The sequence below is a fragment of the Roseibium sp. JB4-4 genome (assembly GCF_055693425.1).
This window is the reverse complement of the sequence record NZ_CM146333.1, coordinates 3,624,319-3,646,998: the sequence shown is the minus strand read 5'-3', so window position 1 is coordinate 3,646,998 and position 22,680 is coordinate 3,624,319. Positions and strand designations below refer to the sequence as shown.

Annotated in this window: 20 protein-coding genes and 1 pseudogene; 7 read left to right on the top strand and 14 right to left on the bottom strand. The window is 55.3% G+C overall.

Features of this window, described 5'->3' with window-relative positions; genetic code table 11:
* Positions 1 to 13: 13 nt before the first annotated feature.
* Positions 14 to 940: a sugar kinase gene (locus tag ACZ1HV_RS17185; RefSeq protein ID WP_472715827.1), complete on the bottom strand. Its 927-nt coding sequence runs from the start codon at positions 938 to 940 to the stop codon at positions 14 to 16.
* A gap of 131 nt (positions 941 to 1,071) precedes the next feature.
* On the opposite strand from ACZ1HV_RS17185, the gene ACZ1HV_RS17180 reads away from it, so the two are divergent.
* Positions 1,072 to 1,833 carry an HpcH/HpaI aldolase family protein gene (locus ACZ1HV_RS17180; protein WP_472715826.1) on the top strand — a complete coding sequence of 254 codons (762 nt, stop codon included), beginning with the start codon at positions 1,072 to 1,074 and terminating at the stop codon, positions 1,831 to 1,833.
* Between the two features lie 24 nt (positions 1,834 to 1,857).
* Here ACZ1HV_RS17180 and ACZ1HV_RS17175 read toward each other — a convergent pair whose 3' ends face one another.
* The 7 genes from ACZ1HV_RS17175 to ACZ1HV_RS17145 form a co-directional block, all read right to left on the bottom strand.
* Positions 1,858 to 2,130 carry a hypothetical protein gene (locus ACZ1HV_RS17175; protein WP_472715825.1) on the bottom strand — a complete coding sequence of 91 codons (273 nt, stop codon included), beginning with the start codon at positions 2,128 to 2,130 and terminating at the stop codon, positions 1,858 to 1,860.
* Positions 2,131 to 2,182: 52 nt separating this feature from the next.
* Entirely contained in the window at positions 2,183 to 3,148 is a 966-nt protein-coding gene (locus ACZ1HV_RS17170) for a shikimate dehydrogenase (RefSeq protein WP_472715824.1), read from the bottom strand.
* Positions 3,145 to 4,440 (bottom strand): TRAP transporter large permease, encoded by a 1,296-nt coding sequence (locus tag ACZ1HV_RS17165; RefSeq protein WP_298963892.1) that lies wholly within the window; start codon positions 4,438 to 4,440, stop codon positions 3,145 to 3,147. The genes ACZ1HV_RS17170 and ACZ1HV_RS17165 overlap by 4 nt, the downstream gene beginning before the upstream one ends.
* Entirely contained in the window at positions 4,437 to 4,997 is a 561-nt protein-coding gene (locus tag ACZ1HV_RS17160; protein ID WP_298822722.1) for a TRAP transporter small permease, read from the bottom strand. The genes ACZ1HV_RS17165 and ACZ1HV_RS17160 overlap by 4 nt, the downstream gene beginning before the upstream one ends.
* A gap of 34 nt (positions 4,998 to 5,031) precedes the next feature.
* Entirely contained in the window at positions 5,032 to 6,042 is a 1,011-nt protein-coding gene (locus ACZ1HV_RS17155; protein ID WP_472715823.1) for a sialic acid TRAP transporter substrate-binding protein SiaP, read from the bottom strand.
* Between the two features lie 97 nt (positions 6,043 to 6,139).
* Positions 6,140 to 6,856: a Gfo/Idh/MocA family protein gene (locus ACZ1HV_RS17150; RefSeq protein WP_472715822.1), complete on the bottom strand. Its 717-nt coding sequence runs from the start codon at positions 6,854 to 6,856 to the stop codon at positions 6,140 to 6,142.
* The gene (locus ACZ1HV_RS17145; protein WP_472715821.1) at positions 6,826 to 7,212 is read right to left on the bottom strand and encodes a Gfo/Idh/MocA family protein; all 387 of its coding nucleotides are present in this window, start codon (positions 7,210 to 7,212) and stop codon (positions 6,826 to 6,828) included. Before ACZ1HV_RS17145 ends, ACZ1HV_RS17150 begins: the two co-directional genes overlap by 31 nt.
* A gap of 184 nt (positions 7,213 to 7,396) precedes the next feature.
* Here ACZ1HV_RS17145 and ACZ1HV_RS17140 point away from each other — a divergent pair, with 184 nt between their 5' ends.
* Positions 7,397 to 8,071 (top strand): GntR family transcriptional regulator, encoded by a 675-nt coding sequence (locus ACZ1HV_RS17140; protein ID WP_298985221.1) that lies wholly within the window; start codon positions 7,397 to 7,399, stop codon positions 8,069 to 8,071.
* Positions 8,072 to 8,112: 41 nt separating this feature from the next.
* Here ACZ1HV_RS17140 and ACZ1HV_RS17135 read toward each other — a convergent pair whose 3' ends face one another.
* Complete coding sequence (locus ACZ1HV_RS17135) at positions 8,113 to 8,490, bottom strand: GFA family protein (protein WP_472715820.1); 378 nt, start codon at positions 8,488 to 8,490, stop codon at positions 8,113 to 8,115.
* A 110-nt stretch (positions 8,491 to 8,600) separates the two neighbouring features.
* On the opposite strand from ACZ1HV_RS17135, the gene ACZ1HV_RS17130 reads away from it, so the two are divergent.
* Positions 8,601 to 9,332, top strand: a complete 732-nt coding sequence (locus ACZ1HV_RS17130; protein ID WP_472715819.1) for a helix-turn-helix transcriptional regulator — start codon at positions 8,601 to 8,603, stop codon at positions 9,330 to 9,332.
* A gap of 24 nt (positions 9,333 to 9,356) precedes the next feature.
* On the opposite strand, the gene ACZ1HV_RS17125 is transcribed toward ACZ1HV_RS17130, so the two are convergent.
* Positions 9,357 to 10,982, bottom strand: coding sequence for a GMC family oxidoreductase (locus ACZ1HV_RS17125; protein ID WP_472715818.1), 1,626 nt, complete (start codon positions 10,980 to 10,982; stop codon positions 9,357 to 9,359).
* Positions 10,983 to 11,146: 164 nt separating this feature from the next.
* On the opposite strand from ACZ1HV_RS17125, the gene ypfJ reads away from it, so the two are divergent.
* From ypfJ to ftsY, 4 genes are all read left to right on the top strand, one after another.
* A complete protein-coding gene (gene ypfJ / locus ACZ1HV_RS17120; protein WP_298822729.1) occupies positions 11,147 to 12,043 on the top strand; it encodes a KPN_02809 family neutral zinc metallopeptidase in 897 nt (298 codons plus the stop codon).
* A 150-nt stretch (positions 12,044 to 12,193) separates the two neighbouring features.
* Positions 12,194 to 13,105 carry a diaminopimelate epimerase gene (gene dapF / locus ACZ1HV_RS17115; protein WP_298985215.1) on the top strand — a complete coding sequence of 304 codons (912 nt, stop codon included), beginning with the start codon at positions 12,194 to 12,196 and terminating at the stop codon, positions 13,103 to 13,105.
* A complete protein-coding gene (gene mtaB / locus ACZ1HV_RS17110; RefSeq protein WP_298985214.1) occupies positions 13,102 to 14,370 on the top strand; it encodes a tRNA (N(6)-L-threonylcarbamoyladenosine(37)-C(2))-methylthiotransferase MtaB in 1,269 nt (422 codons plus the stop codon). The genes dapF and mtaB overlap by 4 nt, the downstream gene beginning before the upstream one ends.
* 28 nt (positions 14,371 to 14,398) lie before the next feature.
* Entirely contained in the window at positions 14,399 to 15,658 is a 1,260-nt protein-coding gene (gene ftsY, locus ACZ1HV_RS17105) for a signal recognition particle-docking protein FtsY (protein ID WP_472715817.1), read from the top strand.
* A gap of 84 nt (positions 15,659 to 15,742) precedes the next feature.
* Here ftsY and ACZ1HV_RS17100 read toward each other — a convergent pair whose 3' ends face one another.
* From ACZ1HV_RS17100 to ACZ1HV_RS17085, 4 genes and pseudogenes are all read right to left on the bottom strand, one after another.
* Positions 15,743 to 18,499, bottom strand: a complete 2,757-nt coding sequence (locus ACZ1HV_RS17100) for an autotransporter outer membrane beta-barrel domain-containing protein (RefSeq protein ID WP_472715816.1) — start codon at positions 18,497 to 18,499, stop codon at positions 15,743 to 15,745.
* A 425-nt stretch (positions 18,500 to 18,924) separates the two neighbouring features.
* Positions 18,925 to 19,887 carry a hypothetical protein gene (locus tag ACZ1HV_RS17095; protein WP_472715815.1) on the bottom strand — a complete coding sequence of 321 codons (963 nt, stop codon included), beginning with the start codon at positions 19,885 to 19,887 and terminating at the stop codon, positions 18,925 to 18,927.
* Between the two features lie 8 nt (positions 19,888 to 19,895).
* On the bottom strand, positions 19,896 to 21,557 hold the full coding sequence (locus ACZ1HV_RS17090) for an ABC transporter permease (protein ID WP_472715814.1): 1,662 nt from the start codon (positions 21,555 to 21,557) through the stop codon (positions 19,896 to 19,898).
* A 619-nt stretch (positions 21,558 to 22,176) separates the two neighbouring features.
* Positions 22,177 to 22,647 (bottom strand): annotated as a pseudogene (locus ACZ1HV_RS17085) (ABC transporter ATP-binding protein); the annotation flags it as partial.
* Positions 22,648 to 22,680 lie beyond the last annotated feature (33 nt).

Here is a 22,680-nt window from a genome sequence, read left to right as displayed (position 1 = left end):
TTGTCGCGATAAATCAACTGACGGTCTTCAGAACTGTTTCCCGGTCCGGAATAGCTTCAATCGCACCATAGCCGCTCACTGTTCCGGCTGCGACGATCGCGGCCCGTCTCGCAGCTTCCGTTTCGTTTCCGGTTTCCAGAAGATAAGCCAGAAAGGCTCCGGCAAAACTGTCGCCCGCCCCGGTGGAATCGACGGCGTCCACCTGTGGCGCGCTGATCTCAGTCCGGCCTGCTGGCGACGCCAGAACGGCCCCTCGACGGCCACGCTTGAAAAGTACGTATCTTGCGCCGTAACGCTGAAAATGGGCAATGTGAGAACTTGGATCGCCAGGGCCCAGAAGACTGTTCGCCTCATCATCTGACGGCAAGACAATATCGGCCAGGGGCAGAAACGCTTCGATTGTCTGCCGGGCTGTGTCGAGAGCCCATAGATTGAGCCTCAGGTTCAGATCAAAAGACACAAGCGTTTCAGCGGTCTTTGCCAGCTTGGCAGCCTGAAAGACGGCCTGACGCATCTCCTGGCTAATGGCAAGGCTAACAGCCGAAACATGGAGAATTTTTGCGTCTGCGATAGCGGCCTGGGGCAAGTCGGAAACAGAATAGTGGCTCGCAGCCGAACCGCGTCTTGCGTAGAAGAACCGCCGGCCTTCCGGGTGGGGATGGATAAAGTTGACGCCGGTTGGATCCTCAGGCCGCACAAGGATGGTGGATCTGTTTATGCCTTCATGGTCACAGAGCGCCAGGATGTCTTTGCCGAAGGGATCGCCGCCGACCGCGGAAAGATAGCCGGTCGACCCTCCCTGACGCGCGGCTGCCACGAGAGCATTCAGCGTATCTCCTCCAACACTCTGCCGATAGACCGGGCACCCATCAATCGGGTCCGCCAGTCGGACCATCTCGATCAAGGGCTCGCCAAGAGCAAGTATGTTTGCAGACGCCATGCCGGGATTAAAAACCTTGCTCCAGAATTGTCTATGGTCAACGCCCCACACATGTCTGGTCAGACGGTGAAATATGGGCTTAACTTCAGACAGTTTATCTCTTTTCCTCATGCGCAACAGGTTGAATTGAAATGAAAAATCCGAAAAACCTTTTCAAGGCCGCATTGCGCGCAAGGAAACACCAACTTGGCATCTGGAATACAATCGGCGGCAATGCAGTTCCCGAACTTCTCGGAGGTGCGGGATTTGACTGGGTCCTGATCGATTGCGAGCATTCTCCCGTTGAAACGCTGGATGTTCTGCCCGCCCTACAGGCAATTGCCGGCGACCCGACCACGAGCGCCGTCGTCCGACCTGCCGCCAACGATCCTGTGCTCTTCAAACGGCTGCTCGATTTCGGAGCGCAGACACTTATGGTCCCTTATGTGCAGACAGCAGAAGAGGCCGCGGCAGCTGTAAGTGCAATGCGTTATGCGCCGCGCGGCATTCGCGGCATGGCCGGCATGACCCGCGCCACACGCTACGGCAAAGTGGATGACTACTATACTATCGCAGAAGAAGAACTTTGCCTGATCGTGCAACTCGAAACGCAAACTGCGCTGGACAATCTGGAAGCCATTGCCGAGACCGATGGTGTCGATGCTGTCTTCATCGGCCCTGCCGATCTGAGTGCAAGCATGGGCATTCCCGGTCAGATGAACCATCCCGACGTTCAATCCGCTATCAAAAACGCTTTCGAGCGCCTTAAGGCAATGAGCGTTCCTTACGGTATTTTGACCCTCGATCCCGATGCTGCCGGAAACTACATGTCACAGGGCACCGCATTCACGGCCGTCGGCGTCGACCTTGCGCTCCTTGCAGACGCCGTCGCGACTCTCAAGGAGCGATTTTAAAGGGCGCCCTGCAACCGGCAAATTCTATGCAGCAGGTATGCCTTTGGCGAGCCCGGCCCGTTTTTGGGCGGCAATGCGGGCCAGTGCGTTTGGTGCGCCGAAACCCGAATAGGCTGCATCACGTTGCACGATTTCGATAAACAGTTCACCGGCAGTCTGGCGCGAATAGAACTGAAAAAACGATGCGCCGTCTTCCTCGTCATAGAGGATGTTCGCTGCCTGCAGCTTGTCCAACAGGCCTTCTGGAAAATCGAACCTTGCCGCGAGGTCAGCATAATAGTTTTCGGGTATTGGCAAGATTTCAAAACCCCCGGACGACAGAGCCTCGACGGCGTCAAAATATCTTCGATCAAGAAGGCCAGGCGCCGAAAGGAATGAACCTCCCGACCCGCCGCGCAGAAATCACGAGAACGCACTCGGAGCACAGATTGCTGCAGGTTTCGCCGCGTTCCCTCATGCGTCTGCCTCCAAGTCCTGTTGGGCCAGCAATGAGGCAAATACCGATTTCATTCTCGAAGTGTCCGGTTGGCGGTCCGTCAGGAGCTTGAAGGCGTGAATGGCCTGGTTGAGTGCCATTGCACCTCCATTGAGGACCTGACGGCCCTGCCTCGCGCGCGGCGCAAACAAGTTCGGTCTCCAAGGGGCGGTAAACGATGTCGGCAACCCAGGCTGAGGGATTGAACGCAGGCAAGTCGAAAGGCTGCCCGGGATAAGTATGCATGCCAAACGGCGTCGCATTCACGACGCCGCCGAAATCTTTGAAATCAATACCTTCCGGAGTTGCAGCGCCAATTTCAGCTTCTGGTCGCACTCTTGTCAATTGAGCGGCAAGATAGTCGGCGCGTTCTCTGTCCGTATCGACGAGCAGAAGCGCCGAAACTTTCTCATCGACCAGGGCCAGTGCGGTTGCAGCTCCAGCTCCTCCTGCACCAAATTGCGCAATCTTCTGACCGGACAAGGGAAGCGAACTGTGCCTGACAGCCTCTCTGAAACCGGAATAGTCGGTGGAATGGCCAATTCGGCGCCCATCCCGGAACACGACTGTGTTGACGGCTTCGATATGCGCGGCGGCCCCTTCAAGCCGGTCGATCAACTGGCAGACATGAACCTTAAAGGGATGGGTAATGTTCAGCCCGACAAACTCGTGTTTCTCGGCATAGTCCAAGATCTCGGACAAAGGCGCACCGTTCCAGCGGCCGGACGAGGTGTCGAACCGCTCATAACGGTAGTCGATATTCTGCGCTTTCCCTTCGCTCTCATGCAGGTCAGGGGTCAAAGACGGGCCGATACCGGATCCGACCAGCCCGGCTCTCATCCCACGTACCCGAACAAACGCGGCAGGAATAAAACAATCTCCGGGAAGACGATCAGCAGCAGCAACGCAAGCACCAGAACGCCGAGAAACGGCCAGATTTCGCTGATGATTTCTCGAAGAGGAATACCGGTCACTGCGTTGATGACAAAAAGCAGAATGCCGTAAGGCGGCGTGATCAGGCCGATCATGGAATTCACAACGACCAACACGCCAAAATGCACCAGATCTATGCCCAGTGCCTTGCAAGTCGGAATGAACAGCGGAACGATCACGAGAATGATGGTCGTCGCATCCAGCACGCATCCGAGCAAGAGCACCAGCAGATTGACCAAAAGCAGGAATACAAGCGGATGAACGTCAACGCCCGTCAGAAAATCCGACATCATGCCGGGAATGTTTTCCGAAACAACGATGAAGTTCAGGATCAGCGCCCCGCCGATGACGATGCCGACAGCCGCTGAGGAGCGCGCACTCTCGACAAAAATGCGGTAGAGCGAGTGCACCGTGAGCGCGCGGTAAAAAAGAGCAGCCAGCAAAAGCGCATAAAAGGCCGCCACAGCAGCAGCTTCAGTTGGCGTGGTAACGCCTCCATAGATACCGTAGAGCAATATGGCCGGCATGAGCAGCGCAGGAAAAGCGTTGGCCGTGCGGCGAGGCAATTCGCGCAACGGAACCGGCTTTTCAAGTGCAAAACCTCTTTTGGCCGACAGGTAGGAATTCATTCCCATCAGGACGGCACCCATCACAAGGCCCGGCAATATGCCCGCCAGAAACAGGGCGCCTATTGACGCATTTGAGACAAGCGCATAAAGCACCATCGGGATGGACGGCGGGATGATAGGCCCGATTGTTGCGGAAGCTGCCGTGATGGCGGCCGCGTATCCCCGGCTGTAGCGGCCTTCCTTGGTCATCATCTCGATGATGATTTTTCCGATACCCGCAGCGTCTGCGACGGCTGATCCCGACATTCCGGAAAAAATAAGCGAGGCCACGACGTTGACATGCCCCAGCCCGCCGCGAAAGCGACCGACCGCGGCCACGCAAAAATTCAGCAATCGCTCCGAAATCGTGCCCGCATTCATGATGTTGGCTGCGACGATGAACAGCGGCACGGCGAGAAGCACAAAACTCTTGTAAAGACCTTGAACTATCTTCTCACCGGTCAGAGCGATATCCAGCCCTCCAACGGTCAGATAAACGGTCGAAGCAAGAATGATCGCGTAGCCGATCGGTGTCCCGATGCCCGCCAGAAAAAACAGCGTCAGGAGACAAAGGGCAAGTTCGAGCGTCATACGGCTTCATCCCCTTCCTGTATCGCAGGAAGGTCATGATCATGGCCCGGCAGTTCGTGATCGTCGTCCGGCGGTCCAAAGCGAAGAACATCGACGAACCGCCAGGCATATCTGGCCGTGACCACGATCATGAACAGCGCATAAATCGAGAAGATCGTCCGCATCGGGATCTTGTCCCCTGTGAACGGATTTCTGACTGTCGTCGTCTTTCGGATTTTCATCCAGTCGATGTAGTCCCAGGTCGGCAGGAACGACCAGGCAAGACCGATAACGATGGCGGCTGCGGAGATCAGGGCCAGTATTCGCCTGAACCTGGCCGGAGCCGCGAGGTACAAGATGTCGAATGTCACGTGATCTCGTTCACGAACAAGAAAGGCGTTCCCGAAAAAAACAATCCAGACCCAGAGAATTAGACAGAGTTCAAGGGTCCATCCGAAGGGTGCATGCAGCACGTAGCGGGAAAAGATCTGCAAAAGAAAAGTCAGGAACATCGCCGCCAGCATTGTGGCGGCGATGAACTCGGTGCCATGGGTGAACAATCTGGTTAACTGCCGCACCGCTGTCCCCCAATTGGTTCAAACGCTTCTGCGCTCAGTTTCCGAGTGCGTTGATTTTTTCCAGCACACCTTCCGGCCAACTTGCGGCAAACTCGCTACCGACATACTGAGCCTGGACATGGTCGCGGAATGCAGCCAGGTCCGGCTCATAGATTTCAACTCCCTGCTCGGTGATGAAACTGGCCAGGCTGTCTTCCAGTTCAAGCTGCTTCTTGCGGCCGCTTTCCGCGGCTGCATCGGCTGCTTTTTGAACCATTTCCTGCTGTTCCGGTGTCAGGCTGTCCCAGACAGCCTTTGAGAAGGCGATATAATTCAAATCGACCAGATGCGAAGTCAGGACTATCTGATTGGTGACTTCGTAGAACTTTGCATCCACAACGGTCGGCAACGGATTGTCCTGACCATCGACAGCTCCTGTTGACAGAGCCGTATAGACTTCGGCGAACGACATGGGCGTTGGTGACGCGCCAAGCGCCGATCCGAGGAACTGCCAGGCATCCGTACCGGGCATACGCAAGTTCACACCGGCCAAGTCGGCAGGTGTTTTGACGGTGAGCTCGTCCTTGGTCTGACGCAGGTTCACGTGCCGACGGCCCAGATACATCACGGAGAGCAGTTTGACGCCAAGTTCATCCTCGACCTTCTTTTTGAACGGATCCATCAGAGGGTCGTTGAAGACACGCACCTGATGTTCGGCATCCTGATGCACATACCCCGTTGCGAAGATCGAGAACTCCGGAAAAAACTGTGCCAGCTCCTGCGCGGAGGCAATCGACATCTCAAGATTGCCGCGGCTGATCGCTTCCAGTTCAGTACCTTGCGCGAACAGGGTCGCATTGTACCCCGGCTGGTAGTCTACAAAGTCCTTGACCATCGGTGCAAAGACTTCTGCCATCGCCACTGACCGCTGGTCGGTTTCAGAACCGGCTGTCGCAAGGCGCAGCGTAATGCGATCGGACGCGGCACTGCTTCCCATAGCTCCTGCCATCAGTCCGACGGCAAGTGATGCCGCAACAACGGCTCGTCTGGTGTATTTCAAAGTCATCTCTTCCTCCCTGAGACGATTGCTTCGTCTTTCAGCACCAAGGATCTTGCTTGGTTTTCCAAATTATTCAATATTTTTTGAATAATATCTGATATTTTTAACTTGCCAGGTCGACGCTCACGCGATCGGTTTTCAGCGTCACGGTTTCATCTCTTTCTGCAGAGAATTGAATGGCTTCAATAACTTGCAGAGACTTCAAACCTTCCTCTCCCGCAACCAATGGCTCGGCATCGTGCACAATGACGTCCACGAAGTTCTTGATCTGGTTCACCAAGGGGTCGGTGGCTTCGCGGGTTAAGGCTGTTGCCGATAACGGCGCCCACCAATCGGGGTCACTTCCCGGGTAATGCCAGAGCCGAAGGTCGGGAATGGACAACGACCCTCTGGACCCGCCGATAAGGTAACTGCTTTCCGAGGTCGGCGGGTAAATCGGGTATTCGCGGGACGTCAGTTCCCAACTCCAGGGCGCGACGATACCGTCTGATACCGAGACAGTGCCAATTGCGCCGTTCTCAAGTTCCAACAAGGCACTTGCGACGTCTTCATTTTCAAAACCTCGTGCAGAGGGACTGGCGACAGCACGCACTGTGCGGATTTCGCCGCACAGATACCTGATGAGGTCAATGTCATGCACGAGGTTGACGGCGATGGGGCCGGCACCGTTTTTCTTTCGCCACTCCGCTGTTTCGAAATAGTGATCCGGCTTATAAAACCAGCACGTCGCCTGAACGGCGCGAATCTGGCCCAGATCACCTGTTTCTATTGTTGTTTTAGCTCTTTGGATTAGCGGATTGTGTCGTCTGTGATGTCCCACCAGGAGCGGAACAGTTTTTTGGTCGCGTGTTGCACAAGCACGCGGGCATCATCTGAAGTCGTCGCGATCGGCTTTTCGACAAGGACGGGACAACCGTAGTCAATACAGGTCATGGCCAGGGGCACATGCAGGCTGTTGGGGGTGGCCAGGATCATGCCATCAGCATGACTGCGCGCAAAAAACTCTTCTATGTCGTTGAAACAGGGTAGACCCTGTTCTGCGGCAGCCCTTTGACCCACTTCTCCCGGTTCGACCACAGCGACAAGGTCAACGCCCGACGTTGCTGCAATGGCGTCACAATGCCGTCGACCAACCAGTCCAAATCCTGCAATCGCCAACCGGACGTTGCGGTTCATTTTACCTCCCCAATTCCGCATTCGGCGCAAGGTCTCTGCTTGCTTGGGGCAAAGCTTATGACAAAAGCTATCGACTTGGCAATAATATCTGATATTTTTATTTTTGCATGATTTTAATTGAAATTGAAGACAGGCGAAACAAGTGGTAAATGCCTGACAATTCGGAGGTTCAGGGTGAAATGTGATGAGTGAAACGGCAAACACTGTCGGATCAACCACGTATCAGCGTATCAAGCGAGACATCATTTTCGGCGCTTTGAAGCCGGGTGCGAAGCTCAAACTCGATGCGTTGAAGGCGGTTTACAAGACAAGTCTGTCAACTCTGCGCGAAACGCTCAACCGGCTTGCCAGCGAAGGTTTCGTCGAAGCCCCGCCTCAGCGCGGATTTCTGGTGAAACCGATCTCCGTGATCGATCTGAAGGAAATCGCTCATCTGCGTGTATTGCTTGAATGCCACGCCCTGGAATTATCGCTTGAAAACGGCGATACCGATTGGGAAGGCAACCTGGTCTCCGCCCATCACAAGCTGAATCTCATGGAACAGAAGATGCTTGGCGGTGACGCCTCGAAAAAAGAGATCTGGAAGAGATACGACTGGGAATTCCACCTCGCCATGATCCAGGCCTGCAATTCCAAAAACCTTCTTGCCCTGCATTCCACACTTTATGACAAGTACCTGCGTTATCAGATGATCGTCCTGACAAATCGCGGCGAAGCGGCAGTTCAGGAACACCGCGACATGTTTGAAGCCGCGATTGCCCGGGATGCCGAAAAGGCAAAATCCCTGCTGACACAGCATATTGAAAATGGGCTTGAGCACACTCTCGCGGCCATGGATCGGGGCGAACTGGTTGTCTGATGGAAGCAATCCGGTCCTTCAAGGGGCCGGCGCAAGAGGCACTAAGCTTTTTCTTCTTCAGGCCCCGGCGCCCAGTCCGGTTTTTCGGCAACGAATTCGTGAAACGAAATGCGAATGCCCGGGTCATCCTCAAGGCAATGCGCGTTGATTGGAAACGTATCATCCGCGGAAAGTGGCTCTCCCAAAGATGTCCCGCAGGAACGACAATATGACCGCACGTACTTATAAGGCGGCTGCGGCTCGACCGATTGAATTTCGTCCTCGCCGCTGACAAGTCTGAACTGCCCACGTTTTACGAACACCATGGTCGAAGTCCCCAGTTTGCGGCACCTTGAGCAGTGGCATTTGCCCATCATGCTCGGGCGGTCATCAATGACGAACTGAACAGCACCACAACAACAGCTTCCTTTGATTTCCATAGCGATTTCCTTGTAACGGGGAAGAGGTGACAAGGCTTAACATCCCGCTGCTGCCAACGTATTGTCAGCATCATGGCAGCATGTAAGCATTTGTCTGAGAGGAAGGCGCGATGAGGCGCGGGGACCGTTTGTTCGAATTGATCGAAGTGCTCAGGCGGTCACGGCACCCCATCTCTGCAGAGGCCATCGGGGAACAGCTCGAGGTCTCGAAAAGAACCGTCTACCGCGATATTGCTGCGTTGATGGCGCAAAATGTTCCGATCCGTGGAGAAGTCGGGATCGGTTATGTGCTCGAACCCGGGTTTCACATGCCGCCTCTTATGCTGACCCCGGACGAGATTGAAGCCGCTGTTCTGGGAGCTCAATGGGTCGCAACGCGGGGAGAGCCCGAACTGGCAAATGCTGCGGTCAATCTCATATCCAAACTTGAAGCAATAGCGCCATCAGGTTCCGAAACTTTCTTTGACATGCCCTCGACGAATGTCGCGCCCGTCGAACCACCTCAAGAAGGTCTGGACTCGTCCAGAATCCGTGCGGCGATCCGCAATCGCAACAAGATCTGGATCTCCTATCGCGATGACAAGGGCACAGCATCCGAACGTACCATCTGGCCGTTGTTTCTCGGTTATCGGGACGCCGGCCGGATCATTGCCGCCTGGTGCGAGCTCAGGTCGGCATTCCGGTACTTCAGAACAGAGAGGATCAGCGCCGCGAATGTATTGCAGGACAAGATCCCGCAGCGTATGGATTTGCTGAAAGCAGACTGGCAGAAAGCAATGGCATCTGAACGAGAAAAGTATATGGCTCCCTCGGACACTGCTGGGAACGACAAGCCACGATAGCCACCTTCTAGGCACTCTTTAGGCTCAGGCGTGTCGATTGTCTCTAGAACGGATCATATCAGCCGCTTTTTCCGCGATCATGATCACAGGCGAGGCAGTATTGCCTGAGACGATTTTCGGCATGATGGACGCGTCGACGACTCGCAATCCATCTAGCCCGCGCACCCGCAGCTGAGGATCGACCACGCTCGCCTCGTCACCCCCCATCCGGCAGGTTCCCACCGGGTGAAAAATTGTCGTCCCGATATCGCCTATCTTTTGAAGGAGCGTTGCATCATCGGCAACCTCCGGACCGGGGAGAATTTCTTGAGGCTGGTAGGTCGCCAGTGCCTTGGCAGTCATAATCTGCCGCGCCTGACGCACTGATTTCAAGGCAACGTCCTTGTCTCTTTCGCTCGAAAGATAGTTGAGCCGGATGTCAGGCTGGGCGGTAAGCTCGCCGCTCCTGATATGCACGGAGCCGACGCTTTCAGGTCTGAGATTGCAGACCGACATCGTGATTGCCGGGAAAGGATGGAGGGGATCACCCAGTTTGTCCGTGGAAAGCGGTTGCACGTGATACTCAAGATCTGGTGTCTCCAGCGCCGGATCCGACTTCGTGAACATGCCGAACTGGCTGGGCGCCATGGACATCGGCCCCGATTGTGTGAGTGCGTATTGCAACGCGATTTTTGCCTTGCCGAACAGGCTGTTTGCAAGCGCATTCAAGGTTTTGACGTTCTTGACCTTGTAGACCGTCCGGATCTGGAGGTGATCCTGAAGGTTTTCACCAATGCCAGCCTGCTCGTGAAGGACATCAATCCCCTGGTGTTTCAAGATCTGTCCGGACCCGATTCCGGAAAGCTCCATGATTTTAGGTGAGTTGATCGCACCGGCTGCAAGGAGAACCTCGCGCTCCGCCAGAGCGGTAAGTGAACGTCCCTTGTGCTGAAACCGAACACCCCGGACCCGCTTGCCATCAAGCACAAGGTTCTGTGTTTCGGCATGAGTGATCAGCCTCAGGTTGGGTCGCTTCAAAGCCGGCTTCAAAAACCCGCGCGCAGTGTTCCACCGCACGCCGTTTTTCTGATTCACTTCAAAGAAGCCACTTCCCTCGTTGTTACCGTCGTTGAAATCGCTGCGTGGTTCGATACCAAATTCCCGAGCACCTGTTTGCACGGCATGCAGAATGTCCCAACTGACCCGCTGTTTGGAAACCTTCCATTCACCGCCCGACCCATGCAGCCCGGTGGAGCCAGCATGATGATCCTCCGATTTCAGAAAATAGGGCAGAACGTCTTCCCAGGACCAACCGACATTCCCGAGCTGCCGCCAGTGGTCATAGTCGGCTGCCTGACCCCGCATGTAGATCATGCCGTTAACCGAGGAGCAGCCACCAAGAACCTTGCCGCGCGGATAAACGAGGCTGCGGCCGTTCAGCCCGGGCTCGGCGGCTGTCTTCATCATCCAGTCGGTGCGTGGATTACCGATGCAATATAGATACCCGACCGGGATCTGGACCCAATGGTAATTGTCCGATCCGCCGGCTTCCAGAAGCAGAACCCGCACTGACGGGTCTTCACTCAGACGGTTGGCAAGCACACACCCGGCTGTCCCGGCACCAATGATGATATAGTCATATGTTCCATCAAGCGGCTCCGACCGGGTCATTGAACTTCCATTTATCTGTTGCAGGCGTTGACGATCTGACCGCCACTTTAGAGTGGATCATCTTTCCGGCCATCGAAAAAGCTGTCATTCGGACTAATGCATGACAACGAAGCGGATCGATCTGGTATATCGGGATCGGATGATCAGACAAGGTGTGACGTGCCATGCGATGGAAAGGCCGACGCGGCAGTAGCAACATAGATGACAGACGTGGCCGGAGCGGGCGACGGCGGGTGAGAGCGACCGGCGGACGCCGGATGCGAGCCGGCGGTGGATTGGGGATCACCGGCATTCTTGTGGTCGTCGGAATTGCCTGGTTGATGGGCGTCAATCCACTCACATTACTGTCGCAGCTGGATGGCGGCGGCAGCTTTGAAACGCAGTCTTACCAGGGGCAGGCACCAAGCAGGCCTGCCGACGGCGAAACTGCACAATTCGTTTCAGTCGTGCTTGCCGACACAGAGGATACCTGGGGGCGGATATTTGAAGGTCATGGGGGCCACTATCCTGAACCGACCCTGGTTCTTTTCTCGGGTTCGGTGTCATCGGCCTGCGGATATGCAAGCGCTGCAACCGGACCGTTTTATTGTAGCGCGGACGACAAACTTTATATCGACCTTTCCTTCTATGAACGCTTGGCCAATCAGCTGAATGCGCCTGGAGACTTTGCACAGGCCTACGTCCTGGCCCATGAAGTCGGCCATCATATCCAGAACGTACTGGGTGTTTTGCCTGAGTTTCACAAGGTTCGCAAAACCCTGAGCAAGGCGGAAGGCAATGCCTTGTCGGTGAGGGTAGAACTTCAGGCCGACTGCTACGCGGGTATCTGGGCTCATTTTGCCGCCAAACAGCGCGGCTTTGTGGAAGAAGGGGACATCGAGGAAGCGCTGAACGCAGCAAGCCGCATTGGCGACGACACCCTGCAACGGCAGGCCCAGGGCTATGTGGTTCCTGAAAGCTTCAACCATGGAACTTCCGCACAGCGTGCGCGCTGGTTCCGCGAGGGCTTTCAGTCCGGCCAGCTTGAAGCCTGTGACACCTTCAGCGCCCGGAAGCTTTGACACCACATACAGTACGGATACCTGGCTGAATGCATAGCTGCTTCCAGAGCCCTGCCACTGGTAATTTCCGGTGTTTTCAGCCATATAAGGGCAACTGCCTGACGAAAAGGTCAGGCGCAACCCCACTCAAACCATTGAAGTGCACTCGGTATGGCGTCTGAAACCAGACCCTTTTTGAAGATGAATGGCCTTGGCAACGATTTCGTGGTCTGGGACGCACGGGTAGATCCCTTGCGCCTGTCCCCGGAAGTCGTCGCACGTCTTGGCGACCGGGAAACCGGCATTGGGTTCGATCAGATGATCACCGTTGAGCGGTCATCATTTGGCGTTGATGCATTCATGCGCATTCATAACCAGAACGGCGGCGAGGTGTCCGCCTGCGGTAACGCCACACGCTGCATTGGCCGCCTTCTTATGGAAGAAGCCGGCAAGGACCTGGTAACAATCGAGACCGCGGCCGGATTGCTGCACGCCTTTGATGCCGAGGGCCCGCACACCGTTACAGTCGACATGGGGAAACCAAGCCTTGAGTGGGACCAGATCCCACTTGCCGAGGAATTTGCCGATACCCGGGCGATTGAGTTGCAGATCGGACCGATCGACGATCCGGTCCTGCACACACCGGCTGCTGTCAGCATGGGCAACCCGCATGCGATCTTCTGGGTCGACGATGTTGAAGGGTACGAGTTGGAGCGGTTCGGCCCATTGCTCGAACTCCATCCGATTTTTCCCGAAGGCGCCAATATCTCGCTGGCTCACATATTTGATGAGGATCAGATCCGGGTAAAGGTCTGGGAACGCGGTGTCGGCTTGACGCTCGCATGCGGCACCGCAGCCTGCGCTGTCGGTGTTGCTGCCGCCCGCGATAGCAAAACCGGCCGCAAAACCACCATTCACCTCCCCGGAGGACCGATCGGCATTGAATGGCGGGAGAGCGACGATCACGTTCTCATGACCGGGCTCACTGAAGTGGAATTCGAAGGCGAAGTCGACTTTGAAACACTTTCCTGGCGCAAGACCGGAGCCGGCGACACCTCGACGGAGGCTGAAGCTGCCTCATGAGCATTGACGTCGTTACATTTGGCTGCCGCCTCAATTCCTACGAGTCGGAAGTGATGAAGCGCGAGGCGGAGGCCGCCGGCCTCAAAGACGCGATTCTGATCAACACATGCGCTGTCACCAACGAAGCTGTACGGCAGGCGCGGCAGGCGGTTCGCAAGGCCAAGCGCGACAACCCGGACGCGCGTGTGATTGTAACCGGGTGCGCTGCACAGACCGAAACCGAAACCTTCTCCGAAATGGAAGAAGTGGATCTGGTTCTCGGAAATACGGAAAAGCTGGAACGCAAATCCTATCAAGATGTTGCCGCGTTCGGTATTTCGAGCTCTGAACGGGTACGCGTCAACGACATCATGAGTGTCGAAGAAACCGCCGGACACCTGATCGACGGCCTTGCGGGCCGTGCCCGCGCCTTTGTTCAGGTCCAGAACGGATGCGACCACCGTTGCACGTTTTGCATAATTCCCTATGGCCGCGGCAATTCGCGCTCCGTGCCGATGGGCGTGGTAATCGATCAGATCAAGCGACTTGTCTCGAACGGTTACAATGAAATCGTCCTCACCGGTGTCGATATCACATCTTATGGCGCAGATCTGCCGGGCGCTCCGAAGCTTGGGACGCTGACCGCCAAGATCCTGAAAATGGTGCCGGACCTTAAGCGTCTGCGCTTGTCATCGATTGACAGCATTGAAGCCGACGAAGATCTGATGCGGGTGATCGGTGAAGACGAACGCTTGATGCCGCATTTTCATCTTTCATTGCAGGCGGGCGACGACATGATCCTAAAACGGATGAAACGGCGCCACCTTCGCGCCGACACCATCCGTTTCTGTGAGGATGTCCGGCGCATGCGGCCGGATGTGGTTTTTGGCGCTGACATCATTGCCGGGTTTCCGACGGAAACCGACGAAATGTTCGAAAACTCCCTGAAGATCGTCGACGAATGCGGCTTGACGCATCTTCACGTATTCCCGTTTTCGCCACGCCCTGGAACACCTGCGGCCCGCATGCCGCAATTGCCACGCAATATTGTCAAGGAAAGAGGCGCGCGCTTGCGCGCCAAGGGCGCTGATGCCCTGATCGCTCATCTGGCTGCCGAGGTCGGCAAGACCAGGCCGGTCCTTGTTGAAAAGGAAGGGCTTGGCCGTACTGAGCAATTCACTCAGGTGGAACTGGCAGGTGGCGCGGCGGGAGAGATTGTCGAAACCAGAATAATCGGTCATACCGGTCGACATCTACTGGGCGAGGCCCTTTCCAAAGCGGCATAAGCAGCGACAGCAGTTGTAAGGCGGTTTCATGAGCGAGAAAAAGCGCGGATTTCTTGGACGGCTGTTTGGCGGCAAGGAGCCTGCTGAAGATCAGGCTGAAACCCGGGTGGAAACGCCCGCCGAAGAACCCGTCTCCGATGCAATAAGCGAAGACGATCCCACTGTTGACGTCGAGATGGAAGTGCAGCCGGTCGCGGCCCTGAATGTGCCGCCGCAACCCATGCCCCTGGATGCTGCTCAAAACCTTGGGCGGACAATGTCCTCCATCCCATCATCAACCCCGCCGATACATGACTTCCTTCCAACGGATGTTTCGCTTGATGCCGATTCCGATCCCGAGATCGAGCCACCTGTGCCATTGGAAGAACCGAAGCAATCCTGGTTCCATCGTCTCAAAAGCGGTCTTTCACGTTCGTCCTCTTCGCTGACGGAAGGCATTGCGTCCATCTTCACCAAGCGCAAGTTGGACGCCTCCATGCTGGAGGAACTTGAAGACATTCTGATCCAGGCGGACCTTGGCGTCGATACCGCAATGGCAATCACCGACCGGTTGTCTGATGGACGTTACAACAAGGAAATTTCGCCTGAGGAAGTCAGGGCCATCCTCTCTGAAGAAGTGGAGAAGGTGCTGGAACCCGTCGCCAGACCGCTTGACCTTGAAACCGGAAAGTCGCCTCACGTAGTGCTGATGGTTGGTGTCAATGGCACCGGCAAGACAACCACGATCGGCAAACTGTCACAGCAATTGAGAGCGGGCGGCAAAAAAGTCATTCTGGCCGCAGGAGATACGTTCCGTGCGGCCGCTGTTGAACAGCTGAGAATCTGGGGTCAGCGCACAGGGGCTGAAGTCGTGGCCCGCGACACTGGCGCTGATGCCGCAGGTCTGGCCTTTGACGCCATGAAGGAAGCGAAAGACAAGCAGGCCGACGTTCTTTTGATCGACACCGCAGGACGCCTCCAGAACAAGGCGGAACTGATGGATGAACTTGAAAAGGTCATCCGCGTCATCAAGAAACACGATCCGGACGCGCCACACACGGTTTTGCTCACTCTGGACGCCACCACCGGCCAGAACGCGCTCAATCAAGTGGAAATCTTCAGCAAGGTGGCAGGAGTGACAGGCCTTGTCATGACCAAGCTCGACGGAACGGCACGCGGCGGAATACTAGTAGCCATTGCGGCAAAATACGGCATGCCTGTTCATTTCATCGGTGTTGGCGAAGGTGTCGCCGACCTGGAACCCTTCTCCGCCAAGGACTTCGCCAGCGCCATTGCAGGCCTGGCATAATCCTCGCACGTGAGGGCTAACCAGAACCAATGCGTTCATGCACGACCCCTTGGTCAGGAGGGTGTCGTATTCGAGCACGAAGACCTAGAAAGCTAGGCTGCCCTTGAGCAAGAATCCGTGTTGCTGTGTGTCCGAGGATAGTGCGCCTTCATAGGAGAGTTTCAAGGCAGCGCCGTTTTCAAACAGGGCTGTGGCGCCTATGGAAACGTCGGCAAAGACATTCCCGAAATCAGACGAATTCGTAAAAGAGCCAACGCCCGTCGGAGCACTCAGAAAATCGGCAGACAAGCTGCTGTCATCATCTGGATAGAAGCTTACACCGGCACGTACAAAGGGCCTTAGAACGCCTCCATTAGATAGGTTGATCTCATTCCCCAACTCCACGGAAGGCGTGATGGAATAGTAGGTGTCGGAACTGCCGGAGACACTCAGGTTGGCCGCACCTCCACCACTTTCCGTCACACTGCCACGATTGAGATGAGTAACGTTGATGTCGAGCTGCGGCTTGGCGAACCAGTTACCGCGTTCAAACAGATAGGCAGCTCGTACGCGACCAGCGACGTGAGCAACCCTGTGCCCGGACGTTGCGACCAGGTTTAACCCACCAAAGTTGACCGCACGATCCGTATCATAATCGTCAATTCCGCCGCTTATTGCGGTCGACAACAGAAGCGGTCCGTTTTGGTACTTAACCGAAACACCGGCGCTGAAGCGATTGCCGGTGCTGTCCGCATCGGAATCTGTGCTCAGTGAGGCACTTTCGTATCCAAGCCCAACTCCTGCGAACCAGCCTGGGGCAAAGGACACCTGGGCACCACCGGCAATGCCGCCCGCATATTCGTCATAGCCGATTGACTGGCCATCATTGCCTTGCCGGGTCAATCGGCCCCGGGGCTGGACCCAGACGCACTGGCCCTGGTTGATGGCGCTCAAACCCTCTCCTGCCACGTCGCAGGAAAACAAGAGGTTTGAAAAGTTGTTTGCAGCAAAAAGAGAAGCCGTTTGGGTGCTGAGAAAAACTTCCGCCGAAAGCTGGTCGAGCGCGTCCTCATAAGCACTGGTACTGGAGACGTTATCCAAAAGGGCACTCAGGATAGGTTGCAGGCCGCCTTGTCCCGCATCGAAGGCAGCATTCAGTCGGTCTCCGATGCTGCGCTGATTTGCGTTGCCGGCTCCAGCCGAAAAATCGATTGAAGTGGTCAGCACGACATCGTTGGCGTTCGGAAATGAAAGGCCTGCCTGATATGCCGGACTGACTTCGGCAAGACTGACGCCGGAATTGGTTGTTCCACCGGTCGCAGACAGTATCGTCACGGAAACAGAGTCTCTCGATTGGTTTATGATATGCGGCGAAATCGACCCATCGAGCGTCGCCGTGCCAGACACATTGAGACGATCCGCAGAACCTGCAGTCGTATCGACTGTTATTGTCATGGTACCGGCGCTGGTCTGAATAAGGTTCCCGGTGATAGTGGTCGTACCAACGGTCGATTCCCCACCAGGCGACAGGTTACCGGCATTGGTCAGGGTGTTGCCCGAACCCAGCGTAACTGTCGACCCGGAATTGAATGTCCCTCCCGACTGGTTGTTGAAGCTGTTGGTGCCCGCACCAAGGGTCACATTGCCGGTGATTGTGCCGGTATTGTTGACCGTGTCATCTCCATCCTGACCGGAAACGGCAAGGCCCGATTGCGCAGAAAGTGTCGCCGCGTTGTTGAGCGTGCTTGAAACACCAGACACGCTTTCCAGCGAGACCCCGCTGCCAGAACCGGTTCCCCCTTGAACTGTCCCACTGTTCAAGTTGACAGTGCTCGAACCCGAAGAACCTATGATGGACTGAACCCCATGGCCCGTCGACGCCGTAATGTCGCCGGTGGAATTGACGACGACCGTTCCCCTTTCAGCTTCCGCTGTGATGCCATCTTCCTCAGCGGTGATATTGCCGACCGAGGTCACGCTGGTTGTCCCCGTGGTACCCGTAAGCTGACTTGTTTCAGCCTCGATACCATCTTCCGTGTTTGAGACAATGTTCCCCGTTGAGGTCACTGTCACATTAAGCCTTGCCGAGGCTTCGATGCCCTCGTCTTCCGCCGTAATGTTTCCGTTGGATGTGACCGTTGCCTGATCGCCTGAAACGGCCGAGGCATCAATGCCAATGTCTGTGCGTGCCTTAATGTTTCCGGTGGACGTGACAAAAACACTGCCACTGTTGCGGTTGAAGGCGTTGATGCCGTCATTGTCCGCATCAATGTTGCCTTTCGAGGTGACGGTGCTGTCGCCCTCGCCTTCATGACTGGCGTCAATGCCGTTCCCGCTGCCCGCCGTGATGTTGCCCGTGGACGTAACGCTGAGGGTACCCTCGCCGAAATGGTCCGTGTTTATGCCATCCCGATCTCCGGTAACGTTGCCATTGGACGTAACGCTGATGTCTCCATCGACCCGGGCACTGAAGGTGCCGAGCCGGGCATCAATACCGTTCGCTCCGCCCGTTGCCGTAATTGAGAACGATCCGGTATCGCTGTTGATTGTGATGTCTTGGGCAACGGAACTCTCAAACTCGATGCCGTCCACACCCGAAGCAGGCGCAATATCCTGGGTGACATTTTCAACTGTCAAAGACGTCAGAGGAGAATTGGCATCAATGCCGCTGGAAACGTCGCCGGTACAAGTTGCGCTGGTGCCTGAAACGGTACACGGTCCGGAACTTGGCGGCACTACGGTTTGAGACAGGACTGTTTTTGGCTCACCAACCAGCGTCAAACTGAAAGTAGCTGTCGCCAAAAGCAGTTTGCGTGAAAATGTCGGCCCGTTGCATGTCGACTTCATTGGACGCCGCATCATGCTGCTTCCTCCAGTCTTAGTGGCAGCAGATATTGTATGATTCATCTGCTGCTTACACGACTAGGAATATTTGCCGATACATGCGACCAGATGACAAGATGAACTTGCTGAATTCGCTCAACTGTCAACATGGAATTCGCAATTACACTGTCTTGTCTAAAAATGCTTAACGGGCGGTTAACATCTTAGTCACCGTCGCCTTTCGAACGAGCCAAGGCTTCTCCCGGCCCAATACTTCAATCTGCTATGGTGTTGTTGACGCTTTTCCCTGCATACCTGCAGGAGGAACACCCGCACATGAAATCAGAAAGGCTGAACGACAATAAGCAGGTCAGGCAGTCTTCAAAATCCGTCTCAAATAACCCGAAGATCCCCTCTGGCTCCCGCGTATCCGGGTCCAGATTGAACTGTTCATCGGGCGCGCCTCAGCCAACATTGCAGTCGGCAATAACAACAGTTCTGTCATCGAAAAATTCCGATTTCGTGCCGCCTTTGACAGTCGCAAGATCACATATTCGATGAAAGTCCAGCTCTTCCGCCCGCTCAAACTCCTCTTCCCAGGCGGCAATCGTCGGAATGGCGGGCAGGGTCGCGTAGCCGTCACTAAAGACTTCAATGGTGTGAATTTCAGATTTGGGTATTCGTTCGTCTATCCAGTCGCCAAGCTTCGGACTCCCGTTCGCCAGTACGTCGTAACAGAGCGAGCTGCCTTCGACATTCGCGAACTCTCCTTGTTTGCAGATTCCAGATCTCAAGAACTCACGAACTGCATCGGCTTCCGCAGCAAGATCCAGTGAGCGAATTGTGTCGTGGACAATCCCGTCAGCTTCCGCTTCTGACAGGACGCCATCTTTTACGGCTGCTGACAGACCCAGGAAAATTCCGCGACGCGCAGTCAACTCCGTTGTTTCGGGATCGGCTCCACCATCTCTCAAGTGCTTGAACAGTGCTACTCGCGCATGTGTGGCGACATCGTCAATCAGTTTTGAGTGCCTCAAGATTGTATTTGCGTTGAGACGGATTCCACTGTCACCAAGACAAAAGAGCCTCCATTGATCACCACAATCAATCGCCAGCGACAGCGTCGTCGCAGGCAACTGAGGGAGGTCGAACGGCTTCAGTTTTTCCGCATACATTTCACAAATGCGGTCGACCAGTTGTCTTGCAGGCAGCTCTCTGTTCTTGCGATTCAAGAGCAGCTCAGAAACAACCTCTGCTGCGGTAAGTGCAGCCAACCGGGCTGCGGGAACTCCCGCGATGACGTTGCCGCGTACATCCGTTGCACCATCGAAGACACCCAGGCAGACACCGGGCAACACAAGCGGAACGTCGTCTCCAGGGCGGTTGTTGTCACGGTATTTGCAGCGTGAAAATACTTCAATATTCATGGAAAGCCTTAGAGAAACGCGGAGTCACGGTTTTCGGTGAACCGGAAGACTGCGTAGACACAGGCGCCGGTGCTGAGCAGCAGGATGGTGGACAAAGCAGCTGCAATGCCGAATTCGCCGTCAAGAACAGCCACATAGACCTGAACAGGCATCGTAATCGTCCCTGAATCGTAGATGATCAGGGTGGATGAAAGCTCGTTGATAGCTGTGATGAAACTCATGAGCGAGCCGACGATGATACCTGGAAGGATAAGCGGTACGGTCACTTTCATGAACGCCCCAAGCGGGGTTGCGCCCAAGTTGACAGCCGCCTCTTCCAGAGACGGCTTTATTTGTCTCAAACTGGACGTCGTGGACCGCACCCCGTAGGGCAGCCTGCGGATGAAATAGATCATGATCAGCAAGGCAGCAGCGCTAAATACGTCTGGAAAACCGTTGCGGAAGACGGTGACGAAGCCAATTGCCATAACGACACCTGGAACGAGATAGGGAACCATCATCAAGAAGTCGATTGATGCAGCTGCCCTGGTCTCCCGTCGCACGATGACATAGCTAATCAGGCCGGAAGCGATCGTAATGAAGACCACGGCTGAAATTGCGAAGACAAAACTATTCGTTATCGCCTCAGGGGCGTCTCGCCAGATGCGTTGATAGCTCTCTAGACCGAAGCCTCCGACAAAGACCGGGCCGTTGGTTTTGAGAAACGATGTATAGACCACAACCGCGGATGGGATCATCGCAAGTATGACGATGCCATGGCTCAAGACATGTACGAGCATGTTCTTCCAGCCCTTGAGCCTCACCGGAACGGGCAAGTTGGTCAGGGAACTTGCATAGCGCCGTTTGGACAGAATCCGGCGTTGAGCCAGCAAGGCCAGCATTGATATCGCCATCATCAAAATTGAAACGGTCACCGCCATGGTCGGCGGGCCACCGAGTTCAGACCGGTAGGCCGACAATGCAATGGTCGACAGGGTTCTAAAACCTCTCCCAAGAATGGCAGGTGTACCAAAGTCCGCGATGGCCAAGACAAAGCAAATAATTGCTCCCGTGCTAACAGCCGGAAACACCAGCGGAAGCGTGATCTTATAAAACCGCTGCCAGGGGCTGCAGCCGAGATTTTCCGCAGCATCCTCAAGCGACTTGTTAACGGCATTGAGCGCCGTCTGGGTCATCAGGAAAATGAACGGAAAGAACTTCAGAGAAAAGACCAGAATGATGCCATGAGCCCCATAAATTGTGGGAATATCCAGTCCGAAATTGCCAAAAAAGTTGGTGACGACTCCGTTGGATCCAAGGATCATGATCCAGGCGTAAGCACCAATGAACGGCGGAGACACCAGGACCAGAATAGCGAGTGTCGAGATCAACGCCTTGCCTCTGACAATGAACCTTGTGGTAAAGAACGCCAAGGGAACGCCAATCAGACATGCGCCAACTGTTCCAAGAAACCCTACAAACAGCGTATTTTTCAGGCCGTTAACGTAGTAGTTCCGTGTGAAGACCTCGATGAAATTGCCGAGTGTGAAATTTCCCGTATCCGGGTCGATGAAGCCCAGCAAAAGGACACGCAGAATCGGCAGAACAAGGAGGAGCGACAGCATCACGATGATCGCGATCGTGACGACTGTCCAAAAGTCGAGCCTTTGACGCGATAGTGACAAGTTCATCCGATCCGGCCCCCAAGAGGTTCTTTCTCAAAAAAGAAAGGTTGTGGCGCTCAATGCAAAATTGCGCGTCACTGTCGAGAGGCAGATCAATTACGCTTGGATCTGATCGGCTTACGGACTTCAGGGTCTCACCATGCTCCGTAACTCCAAAGACTTCCATCTCCCGGCCAATGAAGCTCACTTCTTTGATACGGACCGGGATCGAAATTTCCGGTCGATCGGAAGCTGAACTGCCTTTACCCGGGACAACGGTTATGTCTTCAGGACGGATCGCGCACACGGCATCACCGGAATGCTGATTTGGAAGATCGAGCAGAACCTGTTCGCCCCCGCATTTCAGAGCTGCCTCGGCGCCGGAGCAGTCGACATCAAGAAAATTGTTGGAGCCGACGAATGACGCGACAAAACGATTGGCTGGCCGCAAATACACATCGAGCGGAGAAGCCGCCTGCTGAATGACACCGCCTTCCATGACGCAAACGACGTCTGAAAGCGCAAGAGCTTCTTCCTGATCATGTGTGACATAGATGGTTGTGACGCCAAGATCCTGCTGGATGCGCCGGAGCTCCGCACGCAGATCGACCCGTAATTTTGCATCGAGATTAGACAGAGGTTCGTCCATCAAAAGCACTTTGGGCCGCACAACGATTGCGCGTGCAAGGCCAACCCTCTGCTGCTGGCCACCAGACAGTTCATGAGGCATGCGGTTGGCGAATTTTCCGAGTTGAACGACCTCCATGACTTGGTCAACTCTCTGCCGAATTTCGTTTGCCTCGATGCGTCGTTGCTTGAGGCCGAAAGCAATGTTGTCGCGAACGCTCAGATGAGGGAAAACCGCATAATCCTGGAACACCATGGCCACGTCTCTTTGGTGGGCTGGCAGATGCGCTATGGACCGGCCTTCCACCGAGATGTCTCCCGACGACTGACTGTGAAATCCCGCAATTGTGCGCAACAGCGTGGTCTTGCCGCAGCCGGATGGGCCCAGGAGGGTGTAGAAAGTGCCGCTTGGAATGGAAACATTTATGTCAGAAAGCGCGACCACGCTGCCATACAGTTTTCGAAGCCCGGATATCTCAACTGACGCCATGATAATTTCCTAGAATTTCGGATTACCGGCACG